This window comes from Burkholderia theae (assembly GCF_048565265.1).
In the GTDB taxonomy this organism is placed as follows: domain Bacteria; phylum Pseudomonadota; class Gammaproteobacteria; order Burkholderiales; family Burkholderiaceae; genus Burkholderia; species Burkholderia theae.
Window position 1 is genome coordinate 1428997 of the sequence record NZ_CP183462.1, and the last position, 25728, is coordinate 1454724.

Consider the following 25728-nt stretch of genomic DNA (forward strand, 5'->3'; position numbering starts at 1 on the left):
CAAACCCAACCGGAGCACTTGTCATGCCGACTTTCAATATCCAGCTGTTCGAAGGCCGCACCGTCGAACAGAAGCGCGAATTCGTCGAAGCGATCACGCGCGTCACGTGCGAGACGCTCGGCTGCGCGCCGGGCTCGGTCGACATCATCCTCACCGATGTGAAGAAAGAGAACTGGGCGACGGCCGGGAAGCTGTGGAGCGACGAGCGCTGAGCGTGACAGCCGGCGTCGCTGCAGCGCCGCCGGCACTGCGCTGAGTCACACCCTGCAGTGCCCGCGACAGGCACTGCAGTGCTTCTTCCTCCCCCCGCCCGCGTTGTGCGCCCGCACATCGCTTTGTCACGCAATCGGCGCATAATGCCGGACAGACGCAGCAGCCAATGGCCACCCGGGAGACCGCCATGGAAGCGAAGAACGAGGAAGTCGTCGCACACCTGCTCTCCGATGTCGTCGAATTCGCGCGCGGGCGTCTGCCCGAAGCCACGTTCCGAATCGTCGAACCATTCCTGCGTCATTACTACGATTTCGTCGACGCCGACGATCTGCAGAACCGCAGCATCGCCGATCTGTACGGCGCCGCGATGGCGCACTGGCAGACCGCCCAGAAATACGTCCCCGGCAGCGAGCGGCTGCGCGTATACAACCCGATCCTCGAACAGCACGGCTGGCACTCCGACCACACGGTCATCGAGATCGTCAACGACGACATGCCGTTCCTCGTCGACTCGGTGACGATGGCCGTCAACCGCCTCGGGCTCGCGCTGCATTCGGCGCTGCACCCCGTGTTCCGCATCTGGCGCGGCGCCAGCGGCGGCATCGAGCGCGTCGACGCGGGCGGCGCGACGCCCGGCGACGGCCAGTCGCAACTCGCGTCGTTCATCCACTTCGAAGTCGATCGCTGCGGCGACGCGACGCTGCTCGACACGCTGCGCGAGGACATCGCGCACGTGCTCGGCGACGTCCGCGCATCGGTCGAGGACTGGCCGAAGATTGTCGACATCGCCCGCGCGACGATCAAGGAGATGAAGGCGCGCGAATCGACCGCGGAAGACCTCGAGGCGCGCGCGTTCCTCGAATGGATGGCCGCCGATCACTTCACGTTCCTCGGCCACCGCGACTACGCGCTCGTGTCGGATGGCACCGGCTTCGGCCTGCGCGGCATCGAGGGCACGGGCCTCGGCATCCTGCGCGAATCGCTGCGCACGTCGGGCGCGCCCGACGTGACGCCGCTGCCACCGGCCGCCGCGGACATCATCATGGGCGCGTGGCCGATCTTCCTGACCAAGGCGAATTCGCGCGCGACCGTGCACCGTCCCGGTTATCTCGACTACGTGGGCGTGAAGCTGGTCGGCGCCGACGGCAAGGTCACCGGCGAGCGCCGTTTCATCGGGCTCTACACGTCGACCGCGTACATGGTGTCGAGCGCCGAGATCCCGATCGTGCGCCGCAAGTGCGCGAACATCGTGCGGCGCGCGGGCTTTTTGCCGAAGGGGCATCTCGGCAAGTCGCTCGTGACGGTGCTCGAAACCTATCCGCGCGACGAACTGTTCCAGGCCGACGAAGACCAGCTCTACGACATCGCGCTCGGCATCCTGCGGCTGCAGGAACACCAGCGCACGCGCCTGTTCGTGCGCCGCGACCGGTTCGACCGCTTCGTGTCGTGCCTCGTGTTCGTGCCGCGCGACAAGTACAACACCGACCTGCGCCGGCGCATCGCGAAGCTGCTGATCGACGCGTACAACGGCGTGAACGTCGAATTCACGCCGCTGCTGTCGGAATCGGCGATCGCACGCATTCATTTCGTCGTGCACGCGGAACCGGGCACGATGCCCGACGTCGACACGCGCGAGCTCGAAACGCGGCTCGTGCAGGTCACGCGCCGCTGGCAGGACGATCTCGCCGACGCGCTGCTCGACACCTTCGGCGAAGAGCAAGGCAACCGTCTGCTGCAACGTTATGCCGACTCGTTCCCGGCCGGTTATCGCGACGACTATCCGGCGCGCACGGCCGTGCGCGACATCGAGCTGATCGAGCGCGTGAAGGATACGGGCCAGCTCGCGATGAACCTGTACCGGCCGATCGAGGCCGAGCCGCGCGCATTCCGCTTCAAGGTCTATCGCGCCGGCGACCCGATCGCGCTGTCGCGCAGCCTGCCGATGCTCGAGCATCTCGGCGTGCGCGTCGACGAGGAGCGGCCGTACCGGATCCAGTCGCAGGACGCCGCGCATGCTTGGGTGCACGACTTCGGCCTCGAACTCGCCGACGATGCCGAGTTCGACATCGAGCGCGTGAAAGACCTGTTCGAGGATGCATTCGACCGGATCTGGAACGGCCGGATCGAGAACGACGACTTCAACCGCCTCGTGCTGCGCGCGCAGTTGAGCGCACGCGAAGTGACGATCCTGCGCGCGTATGCGAAATACCTGCGGCAGGTCGGCTCGACGTTCAGCGACGCGTATATCGAACGAGCGCTGACCGGCAATCCGGCGATCGCGCGACAGTTCGTCGAGCTGTTCCTGCTGCGCTTCGATCCGCGCACCGGCGACGCGCGCGACGTGCAGGCCGAACGGCTGCTGAAGGCGATCGAAGCTGCGCTGGACCAGGTGCCGAACCTCGACGAGGACCGCATCCTGCGCCAGTTCCTCGGCGTGATCAACGCGACCGAGCGCACGAACTACTTCCTGCTCGACGCGAACGGCGCATCGAAACCCTACCTGTCGTTCAAGTTCAATCCGGCGAAAGTGCCGGGCCTGCCCGAACCGAAGCCGATGTTCGAGATCTGGGTATATTCGCCGCGTGTCGAGGGCGTGCACCTGCGCGGCGGGCGCGTCGCGCGCGGCGGCCTGCGCTGGTCGGATCGCCGCGAGGATTTCCGTACCGAGGTGCTCGGGCTGATGAAGGCGCAGATGGTGAAGAACGTCGTGATCGTGCCGGTCGGCTCGAAAGGCGGCTTCGTCGTGAAGAACCCGCCGCCGCCGAGCGATCGCGAAGCGTGGATGCGCGAAGGCATCGCGTGCTACCAGACGTTCCTGCGCGGCCTGCTCGACCTGACCGACAACCTGGTGAGCAACGCGATCGTGCCGCCGCCCGACGTCGTCCGTCACGACCCCGACGATCCGTATCTGGTCGTCGCCGCCGACAAGGGCACGGCCACCTTCTCCGACTACGCGAACGCGATCTCGCATGAATACGGCTTCTGGCTCGACGACGCATTCGCGTCCGGCGGCTCGGTCGGCTACGACCACAAGAAGATGGCGATCACCGCGCGCGGCGCCTGGGAATCGGTGAAGCGGCACTTCCGCGAGATGGGCGTCGATACGCAGACGACCGACTTCACCGTGGTCGGCGTCGGCGACATGTCGGGCGACGTGTTCGGCAACGGGATGCTGCTGTCGCCGCATATCCGGCTCGTCGCCGCGTTCGATCACCGGCACGTGTTCCTCGACCCGAACCCCGACCCCGCGACGAGCTTCGCGGAGCGCGAGCGCATGTTCGCGCTCGAACGCTCGAGCTGGGCCGACTACGATCCGGCCGCGATTTCGGCGGGCGGCGGCGTCTATCCGCGCACCGCGAAGACGATCCCGCTGTCGCCGGCCGTGCAGGCCGCACTCGGCATCGACGCGCACGCGCTGCCGCCGACCGAGCTGATCCGCGCGATCCTGCAGGCGCCGGTCGACCTGCTGTACAACGGCGGCATCGGCACCTACGTGAAGGCCGCGCGCGAAACCCACCTGCAGGTCGGCGACCGCGCGAACGATGCGGTGCGCGTGAACGGCGCGGACCTGCGCTGCAAGGTCATCGGCGAAGGCGGCAACCTCGGCTGCACGCAGTTCGGCCGCATCGAGTTCGCGCAGCGCGGCGGCCGCATGAACACCGATGCGATCGACAACTCCGCCGGCGTCGATTGTTCGGATCACGAAGTCAACATCAAGATCCTGCTTGGGCTCGTCGTCTCCGACGGCGAGATGACCGAGAAGCAACGCAACGCGCTGCTCGCGGAGATGACCGACGAAGTCGGGCTGCTCGTGCTGCGCGACAACTACTACCAGACGCAGGCGCTGTCGATCGCGGGTCGTTATGCGGTCGAGCTGCTCGACGCCGAGGCGCGCCTGATGCGCTGGCTCGAACGCGCGGGCCGCCTGAACCGCGTGATCGAATTCCTGCCGACCGACGACGAAGTCGCCGAACGGCAAGCCGCGAAGCTCGGCCTGACGTCGCCCGAGCGCGCAGTGCTGCTCGCGTACAGCAAGATGTGGCTCTACGACGCGCTGCTCGAATCCGACGTGCCCGAGGATCCGCTGGTTGCCGCGATGCTCGTCGACTACTTCCCGAAGCCGCTGCAGCAACGCTTCAGCGAGCCGATGCGCCGCCATCCGCTGCGCCGCGAGATTCTCGCGACGCACCTGACCAATGCGCTCGTGAACCGGGTCGGCTGCGCGTTCGTGCACCGGCTGATGGAGGAAACCGACGCGAAGCCGGGCGACATCGTGCGTGCATGCATCATGGCGCGCGACGTGTTCGACCTCGATGCGGTATGGCGCGACATCGACGCGCTCGACAACCGCGTCGCCGACGACGTGCAGGCGCGCATGTTCGTCGACGTCGCGCGGCTGCTGGAGCGCGCGGCGCTGTGGTTCCTGCGGCACCTGCAATCCGGCGCGGTGGCCGACGGCGGCGTCGCCGAGCTGATCGCGCGCTGCGGCGACGCGGCGCAGCGGCTCGCGCCGCAACTGCCGTCGCTGCTGCCGGCCGACGATCTCGAAGCGCTGTCCGAGCGGCAGCGCGTGCTGGTCGAGGCTGGCGTGGACAGCGCGCTCGCCGTGCGCGTCGCGAGCGGCGACATCTCGGCCGCGCTGCTCGACATCGCCGAGGTGGCCGCGACCAGCAACCGCAGCCTCGAACTCGTCGCGGGCGTCTATTTCTCGCTTGGCACGCTGCTCAATTACGGCTGGATCAGCGAACGCGCGGCGACCCTGCCGACGCCGACGCACTGGGACATGCTGGCGCGCGCGGCCGCGCTCGCGGAAGTCGCGCGCCTCAAGCGCACGCTCGCCACGAGCGCGCTCGCGGAGTCGCCGGATTCGACCACGCCGGAGACGATCGTCGGCGCATGGCGCGAGCGCCGCGAAGCCGCGCTCGAACGCTACGCGCATCTGCTCGCGGACCTGCGCGCGTCGGGCGGCGCAAGTCTCGCGGTGCTGCTCGTGATCGTGCGGGAGATGGCCGTGCTCGAACGCGCGTGACGGGTCAGACCGTCGCGACCAGCAGTTCTTCCGCGTTGTTCGGCGGCCGCAGGCCGTCGGTGCGATCGGCAAAATAACGGCGCGTCAGTTCGGCGGCCGAAACGTGCGCGGCGGTCGCGAAACCGACCTCCCGCGCGAGCGCCTGGATCTGCGCCGGCATGAAGAAGCTGATGAACGGCGTGCCGCTCGCGCGCGCGCCCTTCGCGGCCATTTCCAGCCCGGGGCGCACGTCCGGATCCGCATTCTCCAGCGGCAGCAGGAACGTCATCGCGAGCGTCGAGCCCGGCGCGAGCGACGCGACTTCGCACAGCGCGGCCGCGTTCGCCTCGCGCGTCAGGTACATGCTGACGCCCGTGGACACCACGACCGCCGGCTTGCCGGCATCGAAGCCCGCGGCGACGAGCGCATCGCGCCACGACTGCTTCGCCTCGAAATCGACCGGCACGAAACGCAGCCGGTCGGGCACGCCGAAGCCGAGCTCGACCAGACGGCGCTGCTTCCATGCCTGCGGCGCCGGCGGGTCGACTTCGAACACGGTCACGCGCGACGCCATGTCGGGCCGGCGCTGCACGAAGCTGTCGAGGCCCGCGCCGAGGATCACGTACTGGCTCACGCCGCGCGCGGCCTGCTCGACCACGAGATCCTCGATGAAGCGTGCACGCGCGACGATCGACGCGCGGAACGGCCGCGTGAACTGCGGATCCATGTCGCCGCGCTGCTGCCAGCCCGGCGCCGGCGCGAGCAACCGGAGCCCGATTTCGTCGGCGAGCACGTGCGGCGGCGCATCGAGTTCGACATGCAGCGCGCGCCACAGCGCAACGCGCGCGGCGGTGCTGTCGGGGGCGTCTTCGCGGGTATCGGTCATAGCGGCCTCACGCACCCTGCTTGCCCGGCGCCTGCAGCCGCCACACGCGGCCGTCCGGGTCGCGCACGGTCATGTCGCGCGTGCCCCAGTGCGTGTCCTCGAACGGCGTGACGACCTCGACGATCGGCTGCGGCTGCACCGCCTGCTCGTCCGCCACCTTGAGCACGACCTGCAGGTCCGGCGTCTCGCCCGGCGGCACTTCGGCGATGAACAGATAGGGGCCGTCGCCGCTGCGCAACTGGCCCGACTGGTGATCGGTTTCGAATTCCAGCCTGAAGCCCAGCGCCTGGAAGAACTTCGCCGACTTGCCCCAGTTGTGCGTGGTCAGGAACACGGCTTCGATTCGCTCGGATGACATGTCACTCCTCCTTGGTGGACGGCCCCGCGCCCGGCTGTGGCGCAGTCAGGTACGCGCGCAACGCGTCGGCCACCAGCGCGGACAGCGATTGCTCCGTTTCGATGGCGCGATGCTTGACCTGCCGGATCAGGCTGAGCGGCAGGTACACGTTGAATTGCTTCACTTCTTCGTCGGTCATGGAAGCTAGTATGCTAGTAATCTAGCAAAAATCAAGTACGCGTGATGGCGATGGATCGCGTGATCGGGCGCGGCCCGAGTGCGGGCCGCCTTCGAATACCGTGGGTTCGGGTTACTGCGCGGCGCGCGCCGCCAGCCGCGCGAACAGTGCGTCGAGGTCGAATCCCTTCGTATCGATGCCGATCGTGTCGCGCAGGCACGCGCCCCACGCGGCCGCGTCGTCGAACGTGACGGTGCGCCCGGCACCCGCCGCGTCACGCAGCGTCAGCGTGGTATTGCGCAGCGCCGCGCGGCCGTCCGGCAGCACGCGGCACGCGATCAGGTCGTTCAGGAAGATCGATTCGGGATACGTCGACGTGAACCAGTTCGCGGCGTCGTAATCGATCCACTCGGTCGGCTTCAGCGAGAAACGGTAGGTGGTCTGCCAGCCGTCGGGCGTCTCGAACTGCAGGTCGAATTCGCCGTCGACCGGCGCATCGATCACGCGAAACGCGCCGTGCGGCGTCAGTTGCCGCTCGCCCGGCACGAAGCGCAGCGGCGCGGTCAGCGTCGCGCTGCCGAAGCCGATGTCCGCGAGCCAGACCGCATCGTCGAGATCGATGCGCAGCACCATGTGGGTCTGCGCGGTGACGATCTCGGGCGGCATCATCCAGCGCACGCGCGCGATCAGCGGCGTCACGCGAAAACCGATCGTCGTGAGCGCCGTATGGAACAGCTTGTTGAGTTCGAAGCAGTAGCCGCCGCGGCGGTGCCCGATCACCTTGTCGACGATCGCGGGCACGTCGAGCGCAACGCGCGCGCCCGTCAGCGGATTGAGGTTTTCGAACGGAATCGCCTGCGGGTGCAGCAGATGCAGCCGGCGCAGCACGTCGAGCGTGGGCTCGGCCGGGCCGTCGTAGCCGATGCGGGAAAAATAGCGCGAGAGGTTGAACGAGTCAGTCATGAACCTGCACCGATAAGAGGGACACGCCACGATAGCATCGCGCGAAATCCCCAGGTTGTGCGGGGCGATTGTTCGCCGTCGCGCGCGATGCCGGCACCGCACCGCGCGCATGCCCGCGCAACGTTACGGCAGCAGCTTCAGCGCGGACGACGCGACCGACGGCACCGAAATGCCCTGGCTCGTCGCGAACTGCACGGCCTGGCTGAGCGTCGCCGCGAGCGACTGCAACTGGCCCGGTGCGCTTTGCGCGATATACGACGCGGCCTGCATGTTCTGCGGATTCAGGCCCGACTGCAGCAGCGACGCCGCGCTCGTCGAACCGAGATTGCCGAGCCCCGACTGCAGTTGCGAATACTGCGTGAGCCCCTGCCCGAGCGACGTGAGGCCGTTGCTGAACGCCTGCTTGTCGACCGGGCCGTGCGTCGCGCTGCCGCTCGCGAAAGCCTGGCCGAGCGCCTGCGACACCGACTGCTGCGCGCCGCCCATCTGCGACAGCGCGGCCGGCGTCAGCGCATTGCCGCCGGCCAGTTGGCTCGCGGCCTGCTGCGCCTGTCCGGCCGCGCCGGTCAACCCCATCGCCGACGCGAGCGACGACTGGCCGGACAGCACCTGCTGGTTCGCGCCGACATACGCCTGCAGCAGTTGCGCGACGCCGCCCTGCGCGGGCGCCGCCTGCTGCTGCCCGCCGCCGAGCAGCGACGCGCCGATCGATTGCAGGTCGAGCTGCGCGTGCGCGGCGCCGCTCACCAGAATGCCGAACGCAATGCCTGCCGAGGCCAGATGCCTGCCCGTCGCGCGAATGTGCTTCATGTGTTTCCCTCGTGCCCGAATGATTGAGGCCGATATTGTCGAAGCGCGTCGCACGCCGCCGCAACGACTGAAACACATCGAAACGAAATCGCGCCGCACGGCCGCTTGCCATTCCGCGACCGGCGGATACCATCGCGCGGATTCATCCACGATTGCCGCGCAATATCTGGCAGGCGCCGGTATTCGCTCTCCGACCGCATCAATGACAGCGGTTTCCGGCGCCTGCGCATGCGGCAAGGCGAAACGCATCGCAGTCGCCCGGCACCGTCCGGCACCGCGCGCCGGGATCCAAGCAAAACGGGCGGCTCGCCGCCGCCCGTTTCGACACTCCGCCACCCGCTACCGGCTACCGGCCGGCCACGACGTTACGCGGCCATCCACGCCGGCAGCCGCCGACCGACCCAGTCGGCCGCCTGCTCGTAGCCGCGCGCGAGCTGCAGCACGGCGAGATCGGCGCGCGGGCGCCCGATCAGCTGCATCCCCATCGGCAGACCCGCGTCGTTGAAGCCGACCGGCACGTTGATCACCGGGCAGCCGGCCAGCGTCCACGGCACGACGGTTTCCATCCAGCGATGGTAGGTGTCCATCGCGCGGCCCGCGATCTCCTTCGGCCAGCGCTGGTCGACGTCGAACGGGAACACCTGCGCGGTCGGCGCCGCGATGAAGTCGTAACGGTCGAAGAAGCTCAGCACGGCCTGATGCCACGCGGTGCGCTCGACGCTCGCGTCGAACACCGCCGCGCCCTGCATCGCGAGCAGCCCTTCGACCTCGTAGATCGCCTCGGGCTTCAGCAGCGCGCGGCGCGCCGAGTCGCGATAGTGCGCGAGCAGCCCGCCGCCGGACAGCAGATGCCGGTGCGCGAGCCACAGGCGCCAGATCCGGTCGGGCGCGAACGCCGGCAGCGCGGCATCGACGTCGCAGCCGATCTCGCGCAGCGTCGCCAGCCCCTGCTCGCACTGCGCGAGCACGCCGGCCTCGGTCGCGAGATAACCGTTCCAGTCGCCGACCCACGCGATGCGCTTGCCGCGCAGGTCCGTGTCGAGCGGCTGCGCGAACACGGCCGGATCTTCCGCGAGCGACAGCGGATCGTTGGCGTCGTAGCCGGCCTGGATCGCGAGCAGTTGCGCGACGTCGCCGACCGTGCGGCCCATCGGCCCTTCGATGCCGAGCTGCTGCACGAACACGTCGACACCCGGCCAGCGCGGCACCCGGCCCTGCGACGGGCGCATGCCGTAGATGTTGCAGAACGCGGCCGGATTGCGCAGCGAGCCGCCGAAATCGCTGCCGTCGGCCACCGGCAGCATCCGCGACGCGAGCGCCGCCGCCGTGCCGCCGCTGCTGCCGCCCGCGCTCTTCGTCAGGTCGTACGGATTGCGCGTCGCGCCATACACCTCGTTGAAGGTATGCGAGCCGAGCCCGAATTCGGGCGTGTTGGTCTTGCCGATGAAGATCGCGCCGGCGGCGCGCATCCGCGCGACGCCCACGGAATCGGCCTGCGGCACGTTCTCGCGGAAGATCGGCGAACCGTAGGTCGTGCGCAGCCCCTTCGTCATCGCCAGATCCTTCGGCGCCTGCGGCATCCCGTGCATCCAGCCGTGATACTCGCCGCGCGCCAGCGCGGCATCCTTGTCCGCGGCTTCGGCGAGCAGCGCGTCGCGGTCGCGCAGCGCGACGATCGCGTTGACCGCGCCGTTCACGCGCTCGACGTGGTCGAGATACGCGCGCATCGTCTCGACGCACGAGACCGCCTTGCTGCGAATTGCCGACGCGAGCTCGCCTGCCGACAGGCGCACGATCGGGTCGACGGGAATGGAAGCGGGAGCGAGAAGCTGCGGGGCGCCGTGCGGCATGCGAGGTCTCCTGGGAAGCGGTATCGAATGGCTGGCCGCTGGGCGGCGGCCGATGCTCTACTCTACGCGACGCGTTCCGGGCGACCTCCGATATTTTGCGGCGCAATTCATTGCGGATTCGACTGAATCGGGGTGGCGCGGACGGCTGGCGTCCTCGTTTATGCGCATAAACTTAAATTTCTTATATTTCTAATAGACGCGCCACGACACCGCCCGCGTTAACGACTTTTTTACGCGGACATCCGATCTCTTTAGATCGCTTCCGGCGGCGGAACGCTACGCTGGAAGTACTTCGTTCCTGGGACATCGTCCATGCTCAAGCTGCTGGTTCCGGTCGGCCATTCGCCGCGCTCGCTTCAGGCCGTCCGGCACGCAACGTTTCTGTATCGAGAGCGGTGCGCGTCGGAAATCGTGCTGATCAACGTCCAAGCGCCGCTCGAATCGACGCGGCTCGAGGCGTTTCACCCGCTGTCGCGGCTGCGCGCGATCGAGGAGAAATTCGCGACCGACGATCTCGCGATGGCCGAGCGGATCTTGCGCGATGCAGACGTGAAATTCAGCGTCGTGATGAAGGTCGGGCCGGTGGCCGATGCGATCGCGGCCGCGGCGGCCGAGACCGGGTGCGACGAGATCGTGGTCGTCGCGCCGCGGCAGGATCCGTTTCATACGCTGTTGTCGATGTTCCGCCGCAGCGTGATGGACCGGCTGGTGCGGATTTCGAATGTGCCGGTAACCGCGGTGCAATGACAGGGACGGCGCGCCATACGCGCCTGTCGCGCAGCGTTTATTTGATGGCCTTGCGCCAGAACACGAAATAGGCGGCCGCCGAAGACGCAACCAGCAAGATTGCCCACATCGGAGCGAGACTGATCAGCACGGAAGAGACGTTCAACATTTGGATTCCTCACTATTTCGAGAGCGATATTCAACACGGACCTGCTTGCCGGACCCGATGCGCTGCGTTCGTCAGGCATCGCGTTCCGTCAAATCATGCATTCATGCTATCGCTTTGAACGGCCGCGCAACCGCCCCCTCCCACCCGTACCCTGACATTCGTCAAACTCGCGCGAATCACCCGCCTGCCGCGCGGAAATCTGGCGCACGATGGCCATGCTGCACGCTCGGCTTCGTCTGCCGGACGCATTGAAACCGCTGGCCGCCGACCCGAAAACCGCCAACGCCTCCTGCTCGCGAGCCATCAAAAACGGGACAGATTCCCTCTGCCCCGCCCCCGTTTCAGCAGACGTTTACAAGGGGAACCCCCAAGTGCTTCGTCGAACGTGTCCGCGTTACGCTTGAGCAACGAGGAGACAAACCATGAGACGAGCCGTACATATCGCTGTTTTCGCGTTGCTGGCCTATCTCATTGGCGATCGAGCGATCCTGCATGCGCAGGGCCGCGACGCCAGCCCGCTTGCGTGCGAACAGGGCGCCGCGCAGGTGAAGGTCGACGCGCTCGGGCGCGGCTTCGGCGCGGCGGCAGCCAGCAGCCAGAGCGAGGCGTTCATGTCGGGCTGCCTGGTGACGGGGCGCGACCATCAGGACGTCGCGATGGCGGCCCGCTGACGCGAATCCGGCGGCAAGCCGGCTGCGCCTCAATCGTGGGCGCAGGCGTCAATTCCCGCTGTTTACCGTCATTTTCTCGATCGAGGTCGTGACGGACGTCACGGCCCGGACGCCGTTCACGCTGAACGTCTGCTCGTGGTCCGTGTCGTCGCGCGGAAGTCGCATCGACAACTGCGCCGTCAGCCCGTCCTTTCCGTATTGTCCGAACCAGTCGATCAGCCGGCCGATGTAGCACTTGCCACCGACATGAACCGGCATGTCGCCAACAATCTCGTACGTGTAATGGCCGGGGCCGTAGTTCGAATACTCGCTGCGATCGTCGCCTTGCACGTCGGGCGGAATCGGACATAGCGGCTTGTCGGCGCCGGCATCGAGCGCAGTGCTGTCGCTCACCGCGTGCAGCGCCTGTTCGAGGGCCGCATGCAGTGTGCCGTCGAGCACCGTCGCGCCCTGCTTCCCTTCATCGTGCTGCTCGACCGGCACCGACAGACGGTAACGGTAGTGCACCGTCAGTTTCGGCACCTGATCGACGACGGTAAACGGTCGCAACAGGTAAAACTCGTCCACCCCGTAATGACTGTCGCGATAAAGCGCATAGACGCGCCCGCGCACGCGGATCCAATCGGCCGCCTGATTCGCGCCGCGGCCATTCGTCGTGTACAGGCTGCGGTCGATCGCCTCGTTCGACTCGCCGGGCACCTCGAACTTGCCGCCGCTGCGCCGCAAGACGTCGACCGACGACCACAACCCGGTTCCGTTCGATGCCGATTCGACGACCAGATCACGCCGCCCGTCGCCGTCGAGATCGATGAGCGTGTAGAACGCACCCATCTCCGTGTCGTCAGTGTCGACGTGCGACGCCTTCAACGCTTTCCATTCGTCGGCCGTCACGCCATCGGGCCGGGCCGCCGGGAACACCGGCCCCTGCTCGCCGCCGGATTCGCTCGAAAAGCGCGTGACGGCGTCCTTGATTCGCAGCCGCTCGATCGCTTTGTCGACCGGCGAGCGTGAATCCGTTCGGCGCGCCTGCTCGACGAGCGTACGCAAGTCGTCGAGCGCAGCCTTGTCTTCGGCATCGGGGCGATATGCGAGCACCGTGGCGAGGCGCGCTTGCAGATCGGCGATGCGCGACAGATAGCGCTGCTCGAGGCAGCCGTGATCGGCGCCGCATTGATCGCGGGTCTTCAGCCAGCCGAGCTGCGCGGTGCGCAACGTCGTGCGCTGCCCTGGCGGCAACGCATCGGACAGCTTCCGGTAAAAGGCCGACAACCTGCCGTCGTCCAGATGCAGGTCGTTCGACGCGCACACGGCCTTTTCCGTCGGACTGGTTGCCTGTGCGCAGTCGAGCCCGGCCGCGAAGGATTCGGATGCGTGCGCAAGCAGCACGAGCAACAACGTGCGCCGGAACGGCGCTTCAACGCGGAATTTCATGGATGAGTTCTCGACAGTCAACGCGCTCTCAGGTCGGAGCCTTGCCGGCCTCCAGCGCGCGATTTTCCATCAATTGACCGGCCGGCGGAACAGCCGGGAGAAATCACCGCGCGCGAACGCGCCCGTCGGCGACAGCGCATTCGATTTCCGCTACAGTGGCTTGCCCGGCTTCCGGCCGCCGCGTCGAGACGCCGCTTCATCTACAACGACAGCCAATTAAAAGATGAGTCATCCGAACACCGAGCTGATCCAGCGCTTTTACACGGCCTTCCAGCAGCGCGACATCGACGCGATGCTCGCTTGTTATGCCGACGACATCGTCTTCAGCGATCCCGCATTCGGTGAACTGCGCGGCGAGCTCGCCCGCGACATGTGGCGCATGCTGGTCGCACGTGCGCAGGAGTTTTCGTTGACGTTCGGCGAGGTCGACGCGGACGAGCAGACCGGGCACGCGGAGTGGGTCGCGCACTACCGGTTCACCGCGACCGGCCGGATGGTGGTCAACCGGATCCGCGCACAGTTCCGGTTTCGCGACGGGCGCATCGTCGAGCATCGCGACAGTTTCGACCTGTGGCGCTGGGCGCGTCAGGCGCTCGGGTTCAAGGGCGCCCTGCTCGGCTGGACGCCTTTCGTGCAACGCGCGATCCGCGCGCAGGCGCGGAAGAATCTCGACGCGTATCGCGCCAAGCGAAAGTAGGACACGCGCCGTTATGGCTTCATCGTGGCGTTGATCAGGTCGTACGCCATGTCCGGCAACACGCCGTCCGGGTTCGTGAGACGGTATTGGCGATACCAGCTTGCATCGGCCTCGGGATGCGGGCCGACGAGCCCGACGCGCCCCTTGCCGTAGCGGTAAGTCGCGGCCGCGATATCGTTGTTCGGATAGGTCGCCAGCACGACACCGCCGGAGCCGGTTCGAGCAGCCGGGAGCGTCGCGCCATCCTGGAAGTAGATCCAGCGCTTTTTCCCACGCCAGACGACCGGCGTCACCGTATCCGCGATACCGTGCATCGTCGAACCCGGCCGGTCGACCTCGGAGTCGATCTCGCCGTCGACCAGCCCGAAACCCTGGTCGCCCGCCAGGTACGCGCCCATGCAGATACCCAGGTATCGCCCGCCGTTCGACACGTAGTGCCGCACGGCCCTGATCGAATTTCTCCCGATGCTGGCGGCCGCGCCGGGAATGTCCTGCCCGCCGCCGGGCTGGACGTATAACGCGGCACCGGCCAGCGCGCCGGGCGTGATCTTGAGCTTTTCCGCCGGCCCGACGTAGATCACCCGGAACTGGTAGTCCGACTCCTGCAGGCGCGCGGCGATCGCCTCGGGGCAACCGTCGCACGCCGCGGGCCCGCGATAGACCAGCGCGACGGGCCGGCTGGCCGCACCACGCGTCTCGTCGCCGGTCCTGGCCGCCTGGACGGCCGACGACGCGACGAGTGACACCAGCAGGACAATCGAGTCTCGGGATCGCATGTTCTTGATCGACGGAGTTGAAGGCATCGCGACCGCTCAGGACGAATCGACGGGCGCACGCCCCTTTTTCGCCCCGCGCTTTTGAAACCGGATTGCAAGCCGCGCGACACGAAGCGTAGGCGCGCGATTGCGACGCGTGTGTACCGTTTCTTGCGTGCTTGTGCAGATATGTGCCGCACCGGCAATCCGAATCGAGCCCAACAGCTTCGGTAGCCGGCACATGTCATCGCCAGTCGCCGCCCCGAACAGTCCGCGCCGTAAGTCTTATATAAGACATAAGACATTTGACGTTATAGAGTGATGCGATTAGAATCGCGTTCAAAGCAGTGCCTGGAACAGCCCCGGAGTGCCGGAACGGCCTTCCCCTCAAACGCAATATCAGCAGGTCTCCCCATGCTTGAAAACTTTCGTGCTCACGTGGCCGCCCGCGCCGCGCTCGGTATTCCTCCCCTGCCGCTGACGGCTCAGCAGACCGCCGAACTGGTGGAACTGCTGACGAACCCGCCCGCCGGCGAAGAGCAGACGCTGGTCGAACTGATCACCTACCGCGTGCCCGCCGGCGTCGACGAAGCCGCCCGCGTGAAGGCCGGCTTCCTGGCCGCCGTGGCCAAGGGCGAGACCGCCTGCCCGCTGATCTCGCGCGAACGCGCCACCGAACTGCTCGGCACGATGCTGGGCGGCTACAACATCCAGCCGCTGATCGAACTGCTGTCCGACGACGCAGTCGCGGCCGTCGCCGCCGACGCGCTGAAGAAAACCCTGCTGATGTTCGACCAGTTCCATGACGTGAAGGAACTCGCCGACAAGGGCAACGCGCACGCAAAGGCCGTGCTGCAAAGCTGGGCCGACGCCGAATGGTTCACCAGCCGTCCGGAAGTGCCGCAAAGCCTGACCATCACCGTCTTCAAGGTGACGGGCGAAACCAACACCGACGACCTGTCGCCGGCCCCGGACGCCACCACCCGCCCGGACATCCCGATGCACGCGCTGGCGATGCTGAAGAACACGCGCCCGGGCATCACGCCGGAAGAAGACGGCAAGCGCGGCCCGGTCAAGTTCATCGAATCGCTGAAGGAAAAGGGCCACCTGGTCGCCTACGTGGGCGACGTGGTCGGCACCGGCTCCTCGCGCAAGTCGGCCACCAACTCGGTGCTGTGGTTCACCGGCGAAGACATCCCGTTCGTCCCGAACAAGCGTTTCGGCGGCGTGTGCCTCGGCGGCAAGATCGCCCCGATCTTCTACAACACGATGGAAGATGCCGGCGCACTGCCGATCGAACTCGACGTGTCGCAGATGGAAATGGGCGACGTGGTCGAACTGCGCCCGTACGACGGCAAGGCACTGAAGAACGGCGCCGTGATCGCCGAATTCCAGGTCAAGTCCGACGTGCTGTTCGACGAAGTGCGCGCCGGCGGCCGCATTCCGCTGATCATCGGCCGCGGCCTGACCGCGAAGGCACGCGAAGCGCTGGGCCTCGCGCCGTCGACGCTGTTCCGCCTGCCGCACCAGCCGGCCGACAGCGGCAAGGGCTTCTCGCTCGCGCAGAAGATGGTCGGCCGCGCGTGCGGTCTGCCGGAAGGCCAGGGCGTGCGCCCGGGCACGTACTGCGAACCGAAGATGACCTCGGTCGGCTCGCAGGACACCACGGGCCCGATGACCCGCGACGAACTGAAGGACCTCGCCTGCCTCGGCTTCTCGGCCGACCTCGTGATGCAGTCGTTCTGCCACACCGCCGCTTATCCGAAGCCGGTGGACGTGAAGACGCACCAGACGCTGCCGAACTTCATCAGCACGCGCGGCGGCATCGCGCTGCGCCCGGGCGACGGCGTGATCCACTCGTGGCTGAACCGCATGCTGCTGCCCGACACCGTCGGCACCGGCGGCGATTCGCACACGCGCTTCCCGATCGGCATCAGCTTCCCGGCAGGCTCGGGCCTGGTCGCGTTCGCGGCCGCCACCGGCACGATGCCGCTGGACATGCCGGAATCGGTGCTGGTCCGTTTCAAGGGCAAGATGCAGCCGGGCGTGACGCTGCGCGACCTCGTCAACGCGATTCCGCTGTACGCGATCAAGCAAGGCATGCTGACGGTGGCCAAGCAAGGCAAGAAGAACATCTTCTCGGGCCGCATTCTCGAGATCGAAGGCCTGCCCGACCTGAAGGTCGAGCAAGCGTTCGAGCTGTCGGATGCGTCCGCCGAGCGTTCGGCCGCTGGTTGCACGGTGCACCTGAACAAGGAACCGATCATCGAATACCTGAACAGCAACGTCACACTGCTGAAGTGGATGATCGCGCAGGGCTACCAGGATCCGCGCAGCCTGCAGCGCCGTATCGCGGCGATGGAACAGTGGCTGGCCGACCCGCAACTGCTGTCGCCGGATGCCGACGCCGACTACGCGGCCGTCATCGAGATCGACCTCGCCGACATCCACGAGCCGATCGTCGCGTGCCCGAACGACCCGGACGACGTGAAGACGCTGTCCGACGTCGCCGGTGCGAAGATCGACGAAGTGTTCATCGGCTCGTGCATGACCAACATCGGTCACTTCCGTGCCGCGTCGAAGCTGCTGGAAGGCAAGCGCGACATCCCGGTCAAGCTGTGGGTTGCCCCGCCGACCAAGATGGACCAGAAGCAGCTGACCGAAGAAGGTCACTACGGCGTGTTCGGCACGGCCGGTGCGCGTACCGAAATGCCGGGCTGCTCGCTGTGCATGGGTAACCAGGCACAAGTGCGCGAAGGCGCGACGGTCATGTCGACGTCGACCCGCAACTTCCCGAACCGCCTGGGCAAGAACACGAACGTGTACCTCGGCTCGGCGGAACTGGCCGCAATCTGCTCGCGTCTGGGCAAGATCCCGACCAAGGACGAGTACATGGCCGACATGGGCGTGCTCACGGCCAACGGCGACAAGATCTACCAGTACATGAACTTCGACCAGATCGAAGACTTCAAGGAAGTGGCCGACACCGTGCAGATGTAAGCACGCTGCCGGGCCGCGGCGGGTCGTTCCCGTCGCGGCGCCACACGATGGCGCCGCAGGCTGCATGCCTGCGGCGCTTTAATGAGATGGTCAGCCTGACCGAAACGGCCCGATCAGCGTACGCTGATCGGGCCGTTTCCTTTCTGGGAGATCATCATGGGCACCGCGACGTTGATCGGGATCGATCTAGGCAAGCACTGCTTCTTTCTACATGCGCAGGACCGTCACGGTCACGAAGTCTGGCGCAAGAAGGTGACGCGTACTCAGTTGCTGGTTTTGCTGGCGGGTTGTCCAGCCAGCACAATCGCCATGGAGGCCTGCGCGGGTGCGCACTGGCTTGCGCGCAAACTGCAGGTGTTCGGGCATCAGGTACGCCTGATCGCGCCGCAATTTGTCCGCCCCTTTGTGAAGGGCAACAAGACCGACTTCGCCGATGCCGAAGCAATTTGCGAGGCCGCTTCTCGCCCCAGCATGCACTTTGTGGTAATTAAGACGCCGGATCAGCAGGCACTGATGGCGTTGCATCGAGTACGCGAAGCACTGGTGAGCGAGCGCACCGCCACGGTCAACCAGGCTCACGCGTTCCTACTCGAATTCGGTATCAGCTTGCCGGTCGGCGCGCTTGCCATTACCCGCCTGCCAATCTTGCTCGATGATCCAGCATCGACACTGCCGCCCCGGCTGGTGGCGATCCTGCAGCGCTTGCATCGGCGATATGGCCAACTCAGCGAGGAGATCGCCCAGTGCGACGGCGAACTCAAGCGCCAACTCGCTGAGGACGACGCGGGGCAGCGGCTCATGACGATCCCCGGAGTCGGTCCGATCACGGCCAGCAATCTGCTGGCGATGGCCGGTGATGTGCATGCGTTCAAACGTGCTCGCGACTTCGCTGCTTCGTTGGGGTTGGTACCTCGTCAGCATTCGACGGGAGGACGCCCGACCTTGCTCGGTATCAGCAAGCGAGGCGACAAGCGCCTGCGATGTTTGCTGATTCAAGGCGCAAGAGCCGTCATGCGTTACGTCGAGCGCCGTACCGATGCATTGGGTATCTGGGTGCAAGCGCTGCTGCGTCGCCGTCATGGCAACGTTGTCGCCTGCGCGCTAGCCAACAAAATGGCCAGAATCGTATGGGCGATTCTGGCCAGGGGCGGCGAGTACCGGGCTCATCCGGCTATCGCCTGATCGAAGTACCTGCCTGCTTTTGCGACCTCTGATCCGTGATGAAGACAATCGGCTCACGGCCCGACAGAAAACCTGACATGAAATTCAGTCTCGCAGACTGACGCTTTTTTAAGGCCTGTCGGGCGCGGCTTCTCATCGAGGGCCGGGCGCGATCCGCGCCCATTTCGAGCCCGGATACATTAGCGCAAGCCTTTCTATCTTAGTCACTGTCCAAGGTTGCAAAAAACAGGCTGACCATACATTTTTTCATGCGGCTCCGGCTCCAGATACCGGCCCGGTCAGTCGTAAAGCGCGTTGATCCGCTCGACCACGTCGAACGGCAGACCCTCGTCGTAACCTTCCGCGTCGTCGAGATCGACATACTCGCGGCCCTTCGTCGGCTGCAGCATCAGCGCCGGCACCGGCCGCGCAACCGGTACGTCCGGATAATCGTTCGGGCCCGCGCCTTCGAAGTCATGCGGATCGAACCAGATCCCGTGATCGGCGTAATAGCCTTCGGCGTAGCGCCGTTCGATTTCACGCAGCAGCCGGAACGTGTCCAGTTGATACGACGCGTCGCCCAGATCGCTTTCGTTCGCGTACTGGACGAACCACGCGGCGCCGAGATTCCAGTAGATCAGCAGCGCGGTCGCGTGATCGACGTTGCGGTTGTCGAGCAGCCAGCGCAGCGCGTGTCCGTTGCCGTCGTAATTGGAACGCGCGGCGAACCGGTGCCATTGCTCGGGCGTCGCGCCCTCGAGCCAGGTCCGGACGATGTCCCACACTTTCTGTTCGATTTCGGAATCATCCATGCAGGGTCTCCTTGCGAATGACGGATGGCGGGAAGTTCAGAATATTCGACGGTTTCGGCGCGGCGTCGGCGGCACTCACGCGCCGTCGCCGCCCGGCTCGTGACGGATCACCAGTTCGTTGAAGCCGGTGCCCGCATCGGGTTCGCGAGCGAAACGATGCGCGGGCAGCAGCGCGAGCAGGATCTCGGCGGTCGTGCGCACCACGCAGCCGCTCGCCACATGGCCGCCCGACACGCGGCCGTTCGCATCGGAAACGGACATGTGCAGGTGCGCGCCGTCCGGCGAGACTGAGCCCGCCAGCGTCAGGATTTCGAGGTCGCCACGCAGTTCGGTCGGCAGGTCGGCGCCGGCAAAACGCAATTGCGCGACGCTCAGGCTGCCGATGCCCTGGATCACGAATGCCGCGTGAGATGCGTGCGAACGCAACGCTTCCTCGATGGATGCGCGCAGATCGTCGCCGGGAGAAAGACGCAGGGGATGGGCTTGCATGGTCGAGAACCCGCTGGTGGATCGTGGTGTCGACAAAGAGTACGTTCGCCCCGTGAATCCGGCAAGTCACCCGCGCCCGGGACAACCGCCCGCCCGCGTCACCCGCGGCGATCGCTCGCCAGCAGTCCGTACAGCGCGCTGTCCGACACTTCATCGCCGACAATCCAGCGTTCGCGCAGCAGCCCTTCCCGCGCGAAACCCAGCCGTTCGAGCAGCCGCGCCGACGCCAGGTTGCGCGGATCGATATCGGCTTCGAGCCGGTTCAGCCGCAACGTGTCGAACGCATGATCGATCATGGCCGACGCCGCCTCGCGCATGTATCCGCCGCTCCAGTACTTGCGCCGCAGGCTGAAGCCGATCTCGGCGCGCCGGCATTGCTCGTTCGCATGGAACAGCACACATTCGCCGAGCGTTTCGCCGGAATCCCGCAGTTCGAGCACGCAGATCAGATCCTGCCCGCTGGCGGACGTCTTCAGGTTGCGTCCAACGCGCTCCGTTGCCTGCTCGATGTGCGTCATCGGCGAGAACGAGAAATAGCGCATCGCTTCGGCATCCGACCAAAGATCGAACAGCGCGTGCGCATCGGCTTCGCGAAGCGGACGCAGAAGAAGACGCGGCGTATCGAGCGTGACGGATTCGAACATGGGCATGGCAGCGGCAGCGATCGGGAACATGGACGCTGGATTAGAACATGCCGACCGCAAAAAGCAAAAAGGCCCGGACGTCGCCCGAGCCTTTTCACCTCATCCGCCGCTATCGGCTGCGCTTATGCCTCAAGCGCCTCGAGCACCTTCCCCTTCGTCTCGATCCCGACGAAGTGCACGGTCACTGCGGCGATCAGCGGCACGACGCCGATCAGGTAAAACGCCGGGGCGAGGTTCCCGCCGATGATCGCGTGCGGCACGACCATCGGCGCGACGAACGATGCGATCTTCAGCCACGCGCTGCCGAGCCCGCAGCCCGACGCGCGGATGCTCGTCGGATACTGTTCCGGCGTATAGACGTACGCGGTAATGAACCCCGACGCCATCAACCCGAGCGACAGCGAACAGAAGATCGCGACGACATACACCGACGACGCGTGATAAATGCCCGCGAACGCCAGCGACAGCGCGCACAGCACGAACGACCACACGATCACCGGCTTGCGACCGAGCTTGTCGACGAGCAGCGCCGACGCCAGCGAACCGAGCACGCCCATCACCGAGCCGATCACCGCGAGGTTCAGCGCGAGCTGCAACGGTGCGTGATAGAAGTTCTTGTAGATCGTCGGCAGCCACGTCGACAGCCCGTACTGGATGAACCCGCAGGTCGCCCACAACGTCGCCACCGCGAGCGTGCGCTTGCGATACGCGGCGCTGAACAGGTCGCTCATCTTGCGCTTCGGATGCTGGCGCACCATCTCGTCGAACGCTGCCACCTGCGTGACCGGCGGCAGCTCGCCGCGCACCGACGCTTCGAACACGCTCGTTGCGCGCCCGGCTTCCGCGAGCCGCCCGCGCGATGCGAGCCAGCGCGGCGATTCCGGCACGAGACGCGTGAGCACGAGCGACAGGATCAGCGGCAGCCCGCCGACGAAGTACATGATTTCCCAGCCGAAGCGCGGCACGAGCCACGCGCCGAGCGCCATCGACACGAGCAGGCCGATCGGGAACACGATCTCGTACAGCAGCACGAAGCGGCCACGGCCATGCGCGCGCGTGATCTCGTTGATGTACGTCGCGGCGACCGGCAGCTCGCCGCCCAGCCCGAGCCCCTGCAGGATCCGCAGCAGCACGAAGATCTCGAAGGTCGGCGCGAAGCCGCACGCGATGCTGGTGATGCCGATCACGGCCGAGCTCCACGCGATCGCCTTCACGCGGCCATGCTTCTCGGCCAGCGCGGGAAACAGGAATGCGCCGATCAGCTGGCCGATCGCGCCGGACGCGATCAGCATGCCGATCTGCGTCGGCGACAGCCCCCATTTGTGAATCAACAACGGTAGCGTCGCCGCGATCGTGATCACGTCGAAGCCGTCGAAGAACGTCGCGGTGCCGATCAGCACGCGTGCGCGGATCTGCATCGCGTTGGCCGGAAGCCGCTCGAGCCGCGCGATGATCGCGCCGGGCGTGGAGGCGGCAGCTTCCATCGTGGCGCGACCGGCCACGACGTTGTCGAAAGTGCTCATGCGGGGTGTCTCCGTAGTCTCTCTGCCCGGTCAGGCAAGCGCTTTGGTCGTGTCTGCCAGGGCTTCCGTATCCACTGCCCGGCCCTGGTTCATCCACTTGCGTGCGAGCTTCAGCTCGCGTGCGTTGTTCACGGCGATGACACCTCTCACATGCCCGTCGCCAAGGAAAAACAGCGTCGCGCGGCGCGCGGCGAGTTCGCCGCGCACGACGAGCTGTGCATCGGCCGGCAGATCGCCCAGGATCTGCAGGTTCACGTCGTACTGATCGGACCAGAACCACGGAATCTCCGCGTACGGCGCGCGCACGCCGAGCACGGCTTTCGCGGCCGCGATCGCCTGGTTCTGCGCGTTGGCCCACGATTCGAGCCGCACGCGCCGCTTCAGCCAGCCGTTGTGATGGTTCGCGACGTCGCCGCACGCGAAGATCGCCGGGTCGCTGGTCGCGCCGAATTCATCGACGACGATGCCGTCGTCGACGGCCAGCCCCGCGTCGCTCGCGAGCGACGCATTCAGCGCGAGGCCGATGCCGGCCACCGCGAAATCGGCGTCGATCGTCGTGCCGTCAGCCAGCGTCGCACGCACCTTCGATGCGTCGCCCGGCTGCGCGTCGAGCGACGCGAGCGCCGCGCCGAGACGCACGTCGACACCGTTCGAGCGATGCAGGTCGAGCAGGAAATCCGACACGATCTGCGGCACCGAGCGGCCGCACAGCCGCGGCGCGCCTTCCACCACGACCGCCTCGACGCCGAGCTTGCGCGCGGTCGCCGCGACTTCGAGGCCGATCCAGCCGCCGCCGATCACGAGCACGCGCCGGCTGGCGCGCAGTTTCTCGCCGAGCGCGGCCGCTTCGTCGAGCGTGCGCAGGTAGTGCAGGTTCGGCGTCTTCACGATCGCGTCCGGCAGGCGGCGCGACGTGCCGCCGGTCGCGATCACGAGCCGGTCGTATGCGATCTCGCGGCCGCTGGCGGTGGTCACCACGCGGCACGCGCGGTCGATCGATGCCGCGCGTTCCGGCTGCCACGCCTCGACGTTCAGCGCGTCGAATTCGTCGGGACGCACGACGCGCACGGTTTCGATATCGGCATCGCCGGCCAGCACGGCCTTCGACAGCGGCGGACGCTCGTACGGCAGATGCGCCTCGTCGGCGATCATCACGAGGCGGCCCGCGTAGCCTTCCGCGCGCAACGTCTTCAGCACCCAGCCGGCGGCCTGGCCGCCGCCGATCACGACGACCGTGCCGGGCGCGGGCTGCTTCTGTGTGTTCCCTTCGCTCATCCGTTTTTTCTCCGAGAAACCCCACCATGAATGGCGGGAAGGAAAGGTATGCTCTTGACAGACAGCTTCTTCCACCGGCTAGGATGGCCGGCATGATTCTTGTCTACCGCTACCGGGTGAAGTCGCTCAACGGCTTGCTGAACAAGCAAAGCCGTGCGGTGAACTACGTCTGGAACTTCTGCAACGACACCCAGAAGCACGCGCTCAAGTGGCGCAAGAAGTGGCCGACGGGTTTCGATCTGAACAGGCTGACGACCGGCAGCAGCAAGGAACTCGGCATCCACTCCGGCACCGTCAACGCAACGTGCGAGCAATACGCGAAATCGCGCAGCCAGCACCGTCGCCCCTACCTGCGCTATCGCGGCAGGAAGTCGCTTGGCTGGGTGCCGCTTAAGGGCCGTGACCTGAAGCGTGAAGGCGATGCGTTTCGCTTCGCCGGCAATACCTTTCGCGTGTTTAACTGTCGACCGCTTCCCGAAGGCAAGATCAAGGACGGCACTAACTTTGCACGGGATGCACGCGGCAACTGGTTTCTCAACATCGTGATCGAGATGCTTGATGTTCCAGCCCGACCGATCCGTTCCGGCGTCGGAATCGATCTCGGTCTGAAAGACTTCGCCACACTTTCGACCGGCGAAAAGGTGCCCAACGACCGGTTCAGCCAGCGCGCCGCCGAAAAACTGGCGAAAGCCCAACGGGCGCGAAAGCACAAGCGCCATATCGCGAAACTGCATGCGAAGGTGGCGAATGCCCGCGCCGATTTCCAACACAAGCTCGCGCTCGCTCTGGTGCGGCGCTTCGATTACATCGCGGTCGGCAACGTGTCGGCCGTCGGTCTCGCCAAAACCAGGATGGCGAAGAGCGTCAACGACGTATCCTGGTCGTCCTTTCGCCACAAGCTCCGTTACAAAGCGATTGCGCACGGGGTCACGTTCGAGGAAGTGGACGAAAGCGGTTCTACCCAGTCCTGTTCGTTGTGCGGGTCGAAAGACAGCACGACGCGACCGAAAGGTATCGCGGGGCTGCGAATAAGAGAGTGGACCTGCAGTAACTGCGGTGTCGTGCATGATCGAGATACCAACGCTGCTCTGAACATTCTCCGATGCGGACGTGCATCGCCAGGTGTGGGAATCCCCTGCCCTTAGGCACGGGAAAACGTCAAGATTTGCGCTCCGTCATGAACTTGCCTTCCGGCGCCTTCGCGTTCTTCTGCCGGCGCGTGTTGCCGTCGAGGCCGCCGTCGACGGCCCACTCGGCGAATACGGTCGGGCCCGGCTCGAATTCGCGCGGCTGCCACTCGGGCGTCAGGACGTCCTCGTCCGCGTAGTACTCGATCAGGCCGCCGGCCGGATTCTGGAAATACCAGAAGTACGCGGACGACACGGGGTGACGGCCCGGGCCGAGTTGCGTCTCCCAGCCGCAGCGGTCGATATGCATGCCGCCGCCGAACACTTCATGGATGTCGCGCACGGTGAACGCGACGTGGTTGAGGCCGCGTTTGCCGTTCGGCAGCGCGAGCAGGAACAGGTCGTGGTGGCCGCCGTGCGGCGCGCAGCGCATGAATGCACCGCGGCCCGGGTAGCGGTCCGACGTCTCGAAGCCGAGCAGCTCGTGATAGAACTTTTCCTGCGCGTCGAGGCAGTTCGTGAAGAACACGACATGCCCGACCTCGACCGGCTCCGCGCGTGCATAGATCGGGCTCGGCTCGTCGACGCGCAGCGTCTGGCCCCACACGTTCGACGGCGAGCCGGTGATGTCGAGCGTGCGCTTGCGCGTGACCTCGACACGGATCGCCATCCCGTTCGGGTCGGTGCAGCCGAGCGCATCCTTCCGTGCGTAAAAGCCGGGCTGGCCGGCGAACTTGCCGCGCAGCGCGTCGAGTTCCTGCTGCGTCGCGACGCCCCACGTGACTTCACGCACCGTCGGGCCCGCTTCGAACGCGGGCGGCAGCGCCGGATCGTCGGCCTTGACGACCAGCACGGTGCAGCCGTTCATCGTTTCGAAGCGTGCTTGCGTGTCGTCGTGCTCGACTTCCTTCAGCCCCCAGTCGGCGAAAAAGCGCCGGCAGGTGGCGAGATCGTCGACACCGTACGTGATCTGCTCGATTCCCAGAATGCTCATTGCGTTTTC

22 protein-coding genes are annotated in these 25728 nt (G+C 66.2%); 8 read left to right on the plus strand and 14 right to left on the minus strand.

Features of this window, described 5'->3' with window-relative positions:
* Window positions 1–23: 23 nt before the first annotated feature.
* Both ACN22W_RS23885 and ACN22W_RS23890 read left to right on the plus strand, forming a co-directional pair.
* Window positions 24–212 carry a 4-oxalocrotonate tautomerase gene (locus tag ACN22W_RS23885; protein WP_048247564.1) on the plus strand — a complete coding sequence of 63 codons (189 nt, stop codon included), beginning with the start codon at window positions 24–26 and terminating at the stop codon, window positions 210–212.
* A 188-nt stretch (window positions 213–400) separates the two neighbouring features.
* Window positions 401–5242, plus strand: coding sequence for an NAD-glutamate dehydrogenase (locus tag ACN22W_RS23890; protein WP_419689651.1), 4842 nt, complete (start codon window positions 401–403; stop codon window positions 5240–5242).
* 4 nt (window positions 5243–5246) lie between these two features.
* Here ACN22W_RS23890 and ACN22W_RS23895 read toward each other — a convergent pair whose 3' ends face one another.
* The 6 genes from ACN22W_RS23895 to ACN22W_RS23920 form a co-directional block, all read right to left on the minus strand.
* On the minus strand, window positions 5247–6107 hold the full coding sequence (locus ACN22W_RS23895) for a class I SAM-dependent methyltransferase (protein WP_419689652.1): 861 nt from the start codon (window positions 6105–6107) through the stop codon (window positions 5247–5249).
* Between the two features lie 7 nt (window positions 6108–6114).
* The gene (locus ACN22W_RS23900; protein WP_343493234.1) at window positions 6115–6465 is read right to left on the minus strand and encodes a VOC family protein; all 351 of its coding nucleotides are present in this window, start codon (window positions 6463–6465) and stop codon (window positions 6115–6117) included.
* Between the two features lies 1 nt (window position 6466).
* Window positions 6467–6643 carry a ribbon-helix-helix domain-containing protein gene (locus tag ACN22W_RS23905; protein ID WP_419689653.1) on the minus strand — a complete coding sequence of 59 codons (177 nt, stop codon included), beginning with the start codon at window positions 6641–6643 and terminating at the stop codon, window positions 6467–6469.
* Window positions 6644–6754: 111 nt separating this feature from the next.
* Window positions 6755–7585 (minus strand): arylamine N-acetyltransferase family protein, encoded by an 831-nt coding sequence (locus ACN22W_RS23910; protein ID WP_419689654.1) that lies wholly within the window; start codon window positions 7583–7585, stop codon window positions 6755–6757.
* Window positions 7586–7708: 123 nt separating this feature from the next.
* Window positions 7709–8395 carry a hypothetical protein gene (locus ACN22W_RS23915; protein WP_343493231.1) on the minus strand — a complete coding sequence of 229 codons (687 nt, stop codon included), beginning with the start codon at window positions 8393–8395 and terminating at the stop codon, window positions 7709–7711.
* Between the two features lie 365 nt (window positions 8396–8760).
* Entirely contained in the window at window positions 8761–10245 is a 1485-nt protein-coding gene (locus ACN22W_RS23920) for an amidase (RefSeq protein ID WP_419689655.1), read from the minus strand.
* A 312-nt stretch (window positions 10246–10557) separates the two neighbouring features.
* Between ACN22W_RS23920 and ACN22W_RS23925 the strand changes: the two genes are divergently transcribed.
* Both ACN22W_RS23925 and ACN22W_RS23930 read left to right on the plus strand, forming a co-directional pair.
* Entirely contained in the window at window positions 10558–10992 is a 435-nt protein-coding gene (locus ACN22W_RS23925) for a universal stress protein (RefSeq protein WP_419689656.1), read from the plus strand.
* A 570-nt stretch (window positions 10993–11562) separates the two neighbouring features.
* Window positions 11563–11811 (plus strand): hypothetical protein, encoded by a 249-nt coding sequence (locus tag ACN22W_RS23930; RefSeq protein WP_048247408.1) that lies wholly within the window; start codon window positions 11563–11565, stop codon window positions 11809–11811.
* A 48-nt stretch (window positions 11812–11859) separates the two neighbouring features.
* Here ACN22W_RS23930 and ACN22W_RS23935 read toward each other — a convergent pair whose 3' ends face one another.
* Window positions 11860–13242, minus strand: coding sequence for a lysozyme inhibitor LprI family protein (locus ACN22W_RS23935; protein ID WP_419689657.1), 1383 nt, complete (start codon window positions 13240–13242; stop codon window positions 11860–11862).
* A 223-nt stretch (window positions 13243–13465) separates the two neighbouring features.
* On the opposite strand from ACN22W_RS23935, the gene ACN22W_RS23940 reads away from it, so the two are divergent.
* Window positions 13466–13939, plus strand: a complete 474-nt coding sequence (locus ACN22W_RS23940) for a nuclear transport factor 2 family protein (RefSeq protein ID WP_343493226.1) — start codon at window positions 13466–13468, stop codon at window positions 13937–13939.
* An 11-nt stretch (window positions 13940–13950) separates the two neighbouring features.
* On the opposite strand, the gene ACN22W_RS23945 is transcribed toward ACN22W_RS23940, so the two are convergent.
* Complete coding sequence (locus ACN22W_RS23945) at window positions 13951–14715, minus strand: BPL-N domain-containing protein (RefSeq protein ID WP_419689658.1); 765 nt, start codon at window positions 14713–14715, stop codon at window positions 13951–13953.
* Window positions 14716–15108: 393 nt separating this feature from the next.
* Between ACN22W_RS23945 and acnB the strand changes: the two genes are divergently transcribed.
* The gene (gene acnB / locus ACN22W_RS23950; protein WP_419689659.1) at window positions 15109–17694 is read left to right on the plus strand and encodes a bifunctional aconitate hydratase 2/2-methylisocitrate dehydratase; all 2586 of its coding nucleotides are present in this window, start codon (window positions 15109–15111) and stop codon (window positions 17692–17694) included.
* Between the two features lie 156 nt (window positions 17695–17850).
* Window positions 17851–18876: an IS110 family transposase gene (locus tag ACN22W_RS23955; protein ID WP_419689660.1), complete on the plus strand. Its 1026-nt coding sequence runs from the start codon at window positions 17851–17853 to the stop codon at window positions 18874–18876.
* A 278-nt stretch (window positions 18877–19154) separates the two neighbouring features.
* On the opposite strand, the gene ACN22W_RS23960 is transcribed toward ACN22W_RS23955, so the two are convergent.
* The 5 genes from ACN22W_RS23960 to ACN22W_RS23980 all read right to left on the minus strand — a co-directional run bounded on the left by ACN22W_RS23960 (window position 19155) and on the right by ACN22W_RS23980 (window position 23598).
* The gene (locus ACN22W_RS23960; RefSeq protein ID WP_129515207.1) at window positions 19155–19667 is read right to left on the minus strand and encodes a DUF4274 domain-containing protein; all 513 of its coding nucleotides are present in this window, start codon (window positions 19665–19667) and stop codon (window positions 19155–19157) included.
* 75 nt (window positions 19668–19742) lie between these two features.
* Window positions 19743–20156: a PPC domain-containing DNA-binding protein gene (locus ACN22W_RS23965; protein WP_343493221.1), complete on the minus strand. Its 414-nt coding sequence runs from the start codon at window positions 20154–20156 to the stop codon at window positions 19743–19745.
* 98 nt (window positions 20157–20254) lie between these two features.
* Complete coding sequence (locus ACN22W_RS23970) at window positions 20255–20806, minus strand: GNAT family N-acetyltransferase (protein WP_419689661.1); 552 nt, start codon at window positions 20804–20806, stop codon at window positions 20255–20257.
* 116 nt (window positions 20807–20922) lie between these two features.
* Entirely contained in the window at window positions 20923–22323 is a 1401-nt protein-coding gene (locus tag ACN22W_RS23975; protein WP_343493218.1) for an MFS transporter, read from the minus strand.
* Between the two features lie 30 nt (window positions 22324–22353).
* Window positions 22354–23598, minus strand: coding sequence for an NAD(P)/FAD-dependent oxidoreductase (locus ACN22W_RS23980; protein ID WP_419689662.1), 1245 nt, complete (start codon window positions 23596–23598; stop codon window positions 22354–22356).
* 92 nt (window positions 23599–23690) lie between these two features.
* Here ACN22W_RS23980 and ACN22W_RS23985 point away from each other — a divergent pair, with 92 nt between their 5' ends.
* Entirely contained in the window at window positions 23691–24743 is a 1053-nt protein-coding gene (locus tag ACN22W_RS23985) for an RNA-guided endonuclease InsQ/TnpB family protein (RefSeq protein WP_419689663.1), read from the plus strand.
* Window positions 24744–24756: 13 nt separating this feature from the next.
* Here the strand turns inward: ACN22W_RS23985 and ACN22W_RS23990 are convergent, their stop codons facing one another.
* Complete coding sequence (locus ACN22W_RS23990) at window positions 24757–25719, minus strand: VOC family protein (protein WP_193100248.1); 963 nt, start codon at window positions 25717–25719, stop codon at window positions 24757–24759.
* Window positions 25720–25728 lie beyond the last annotated feature (9 nt).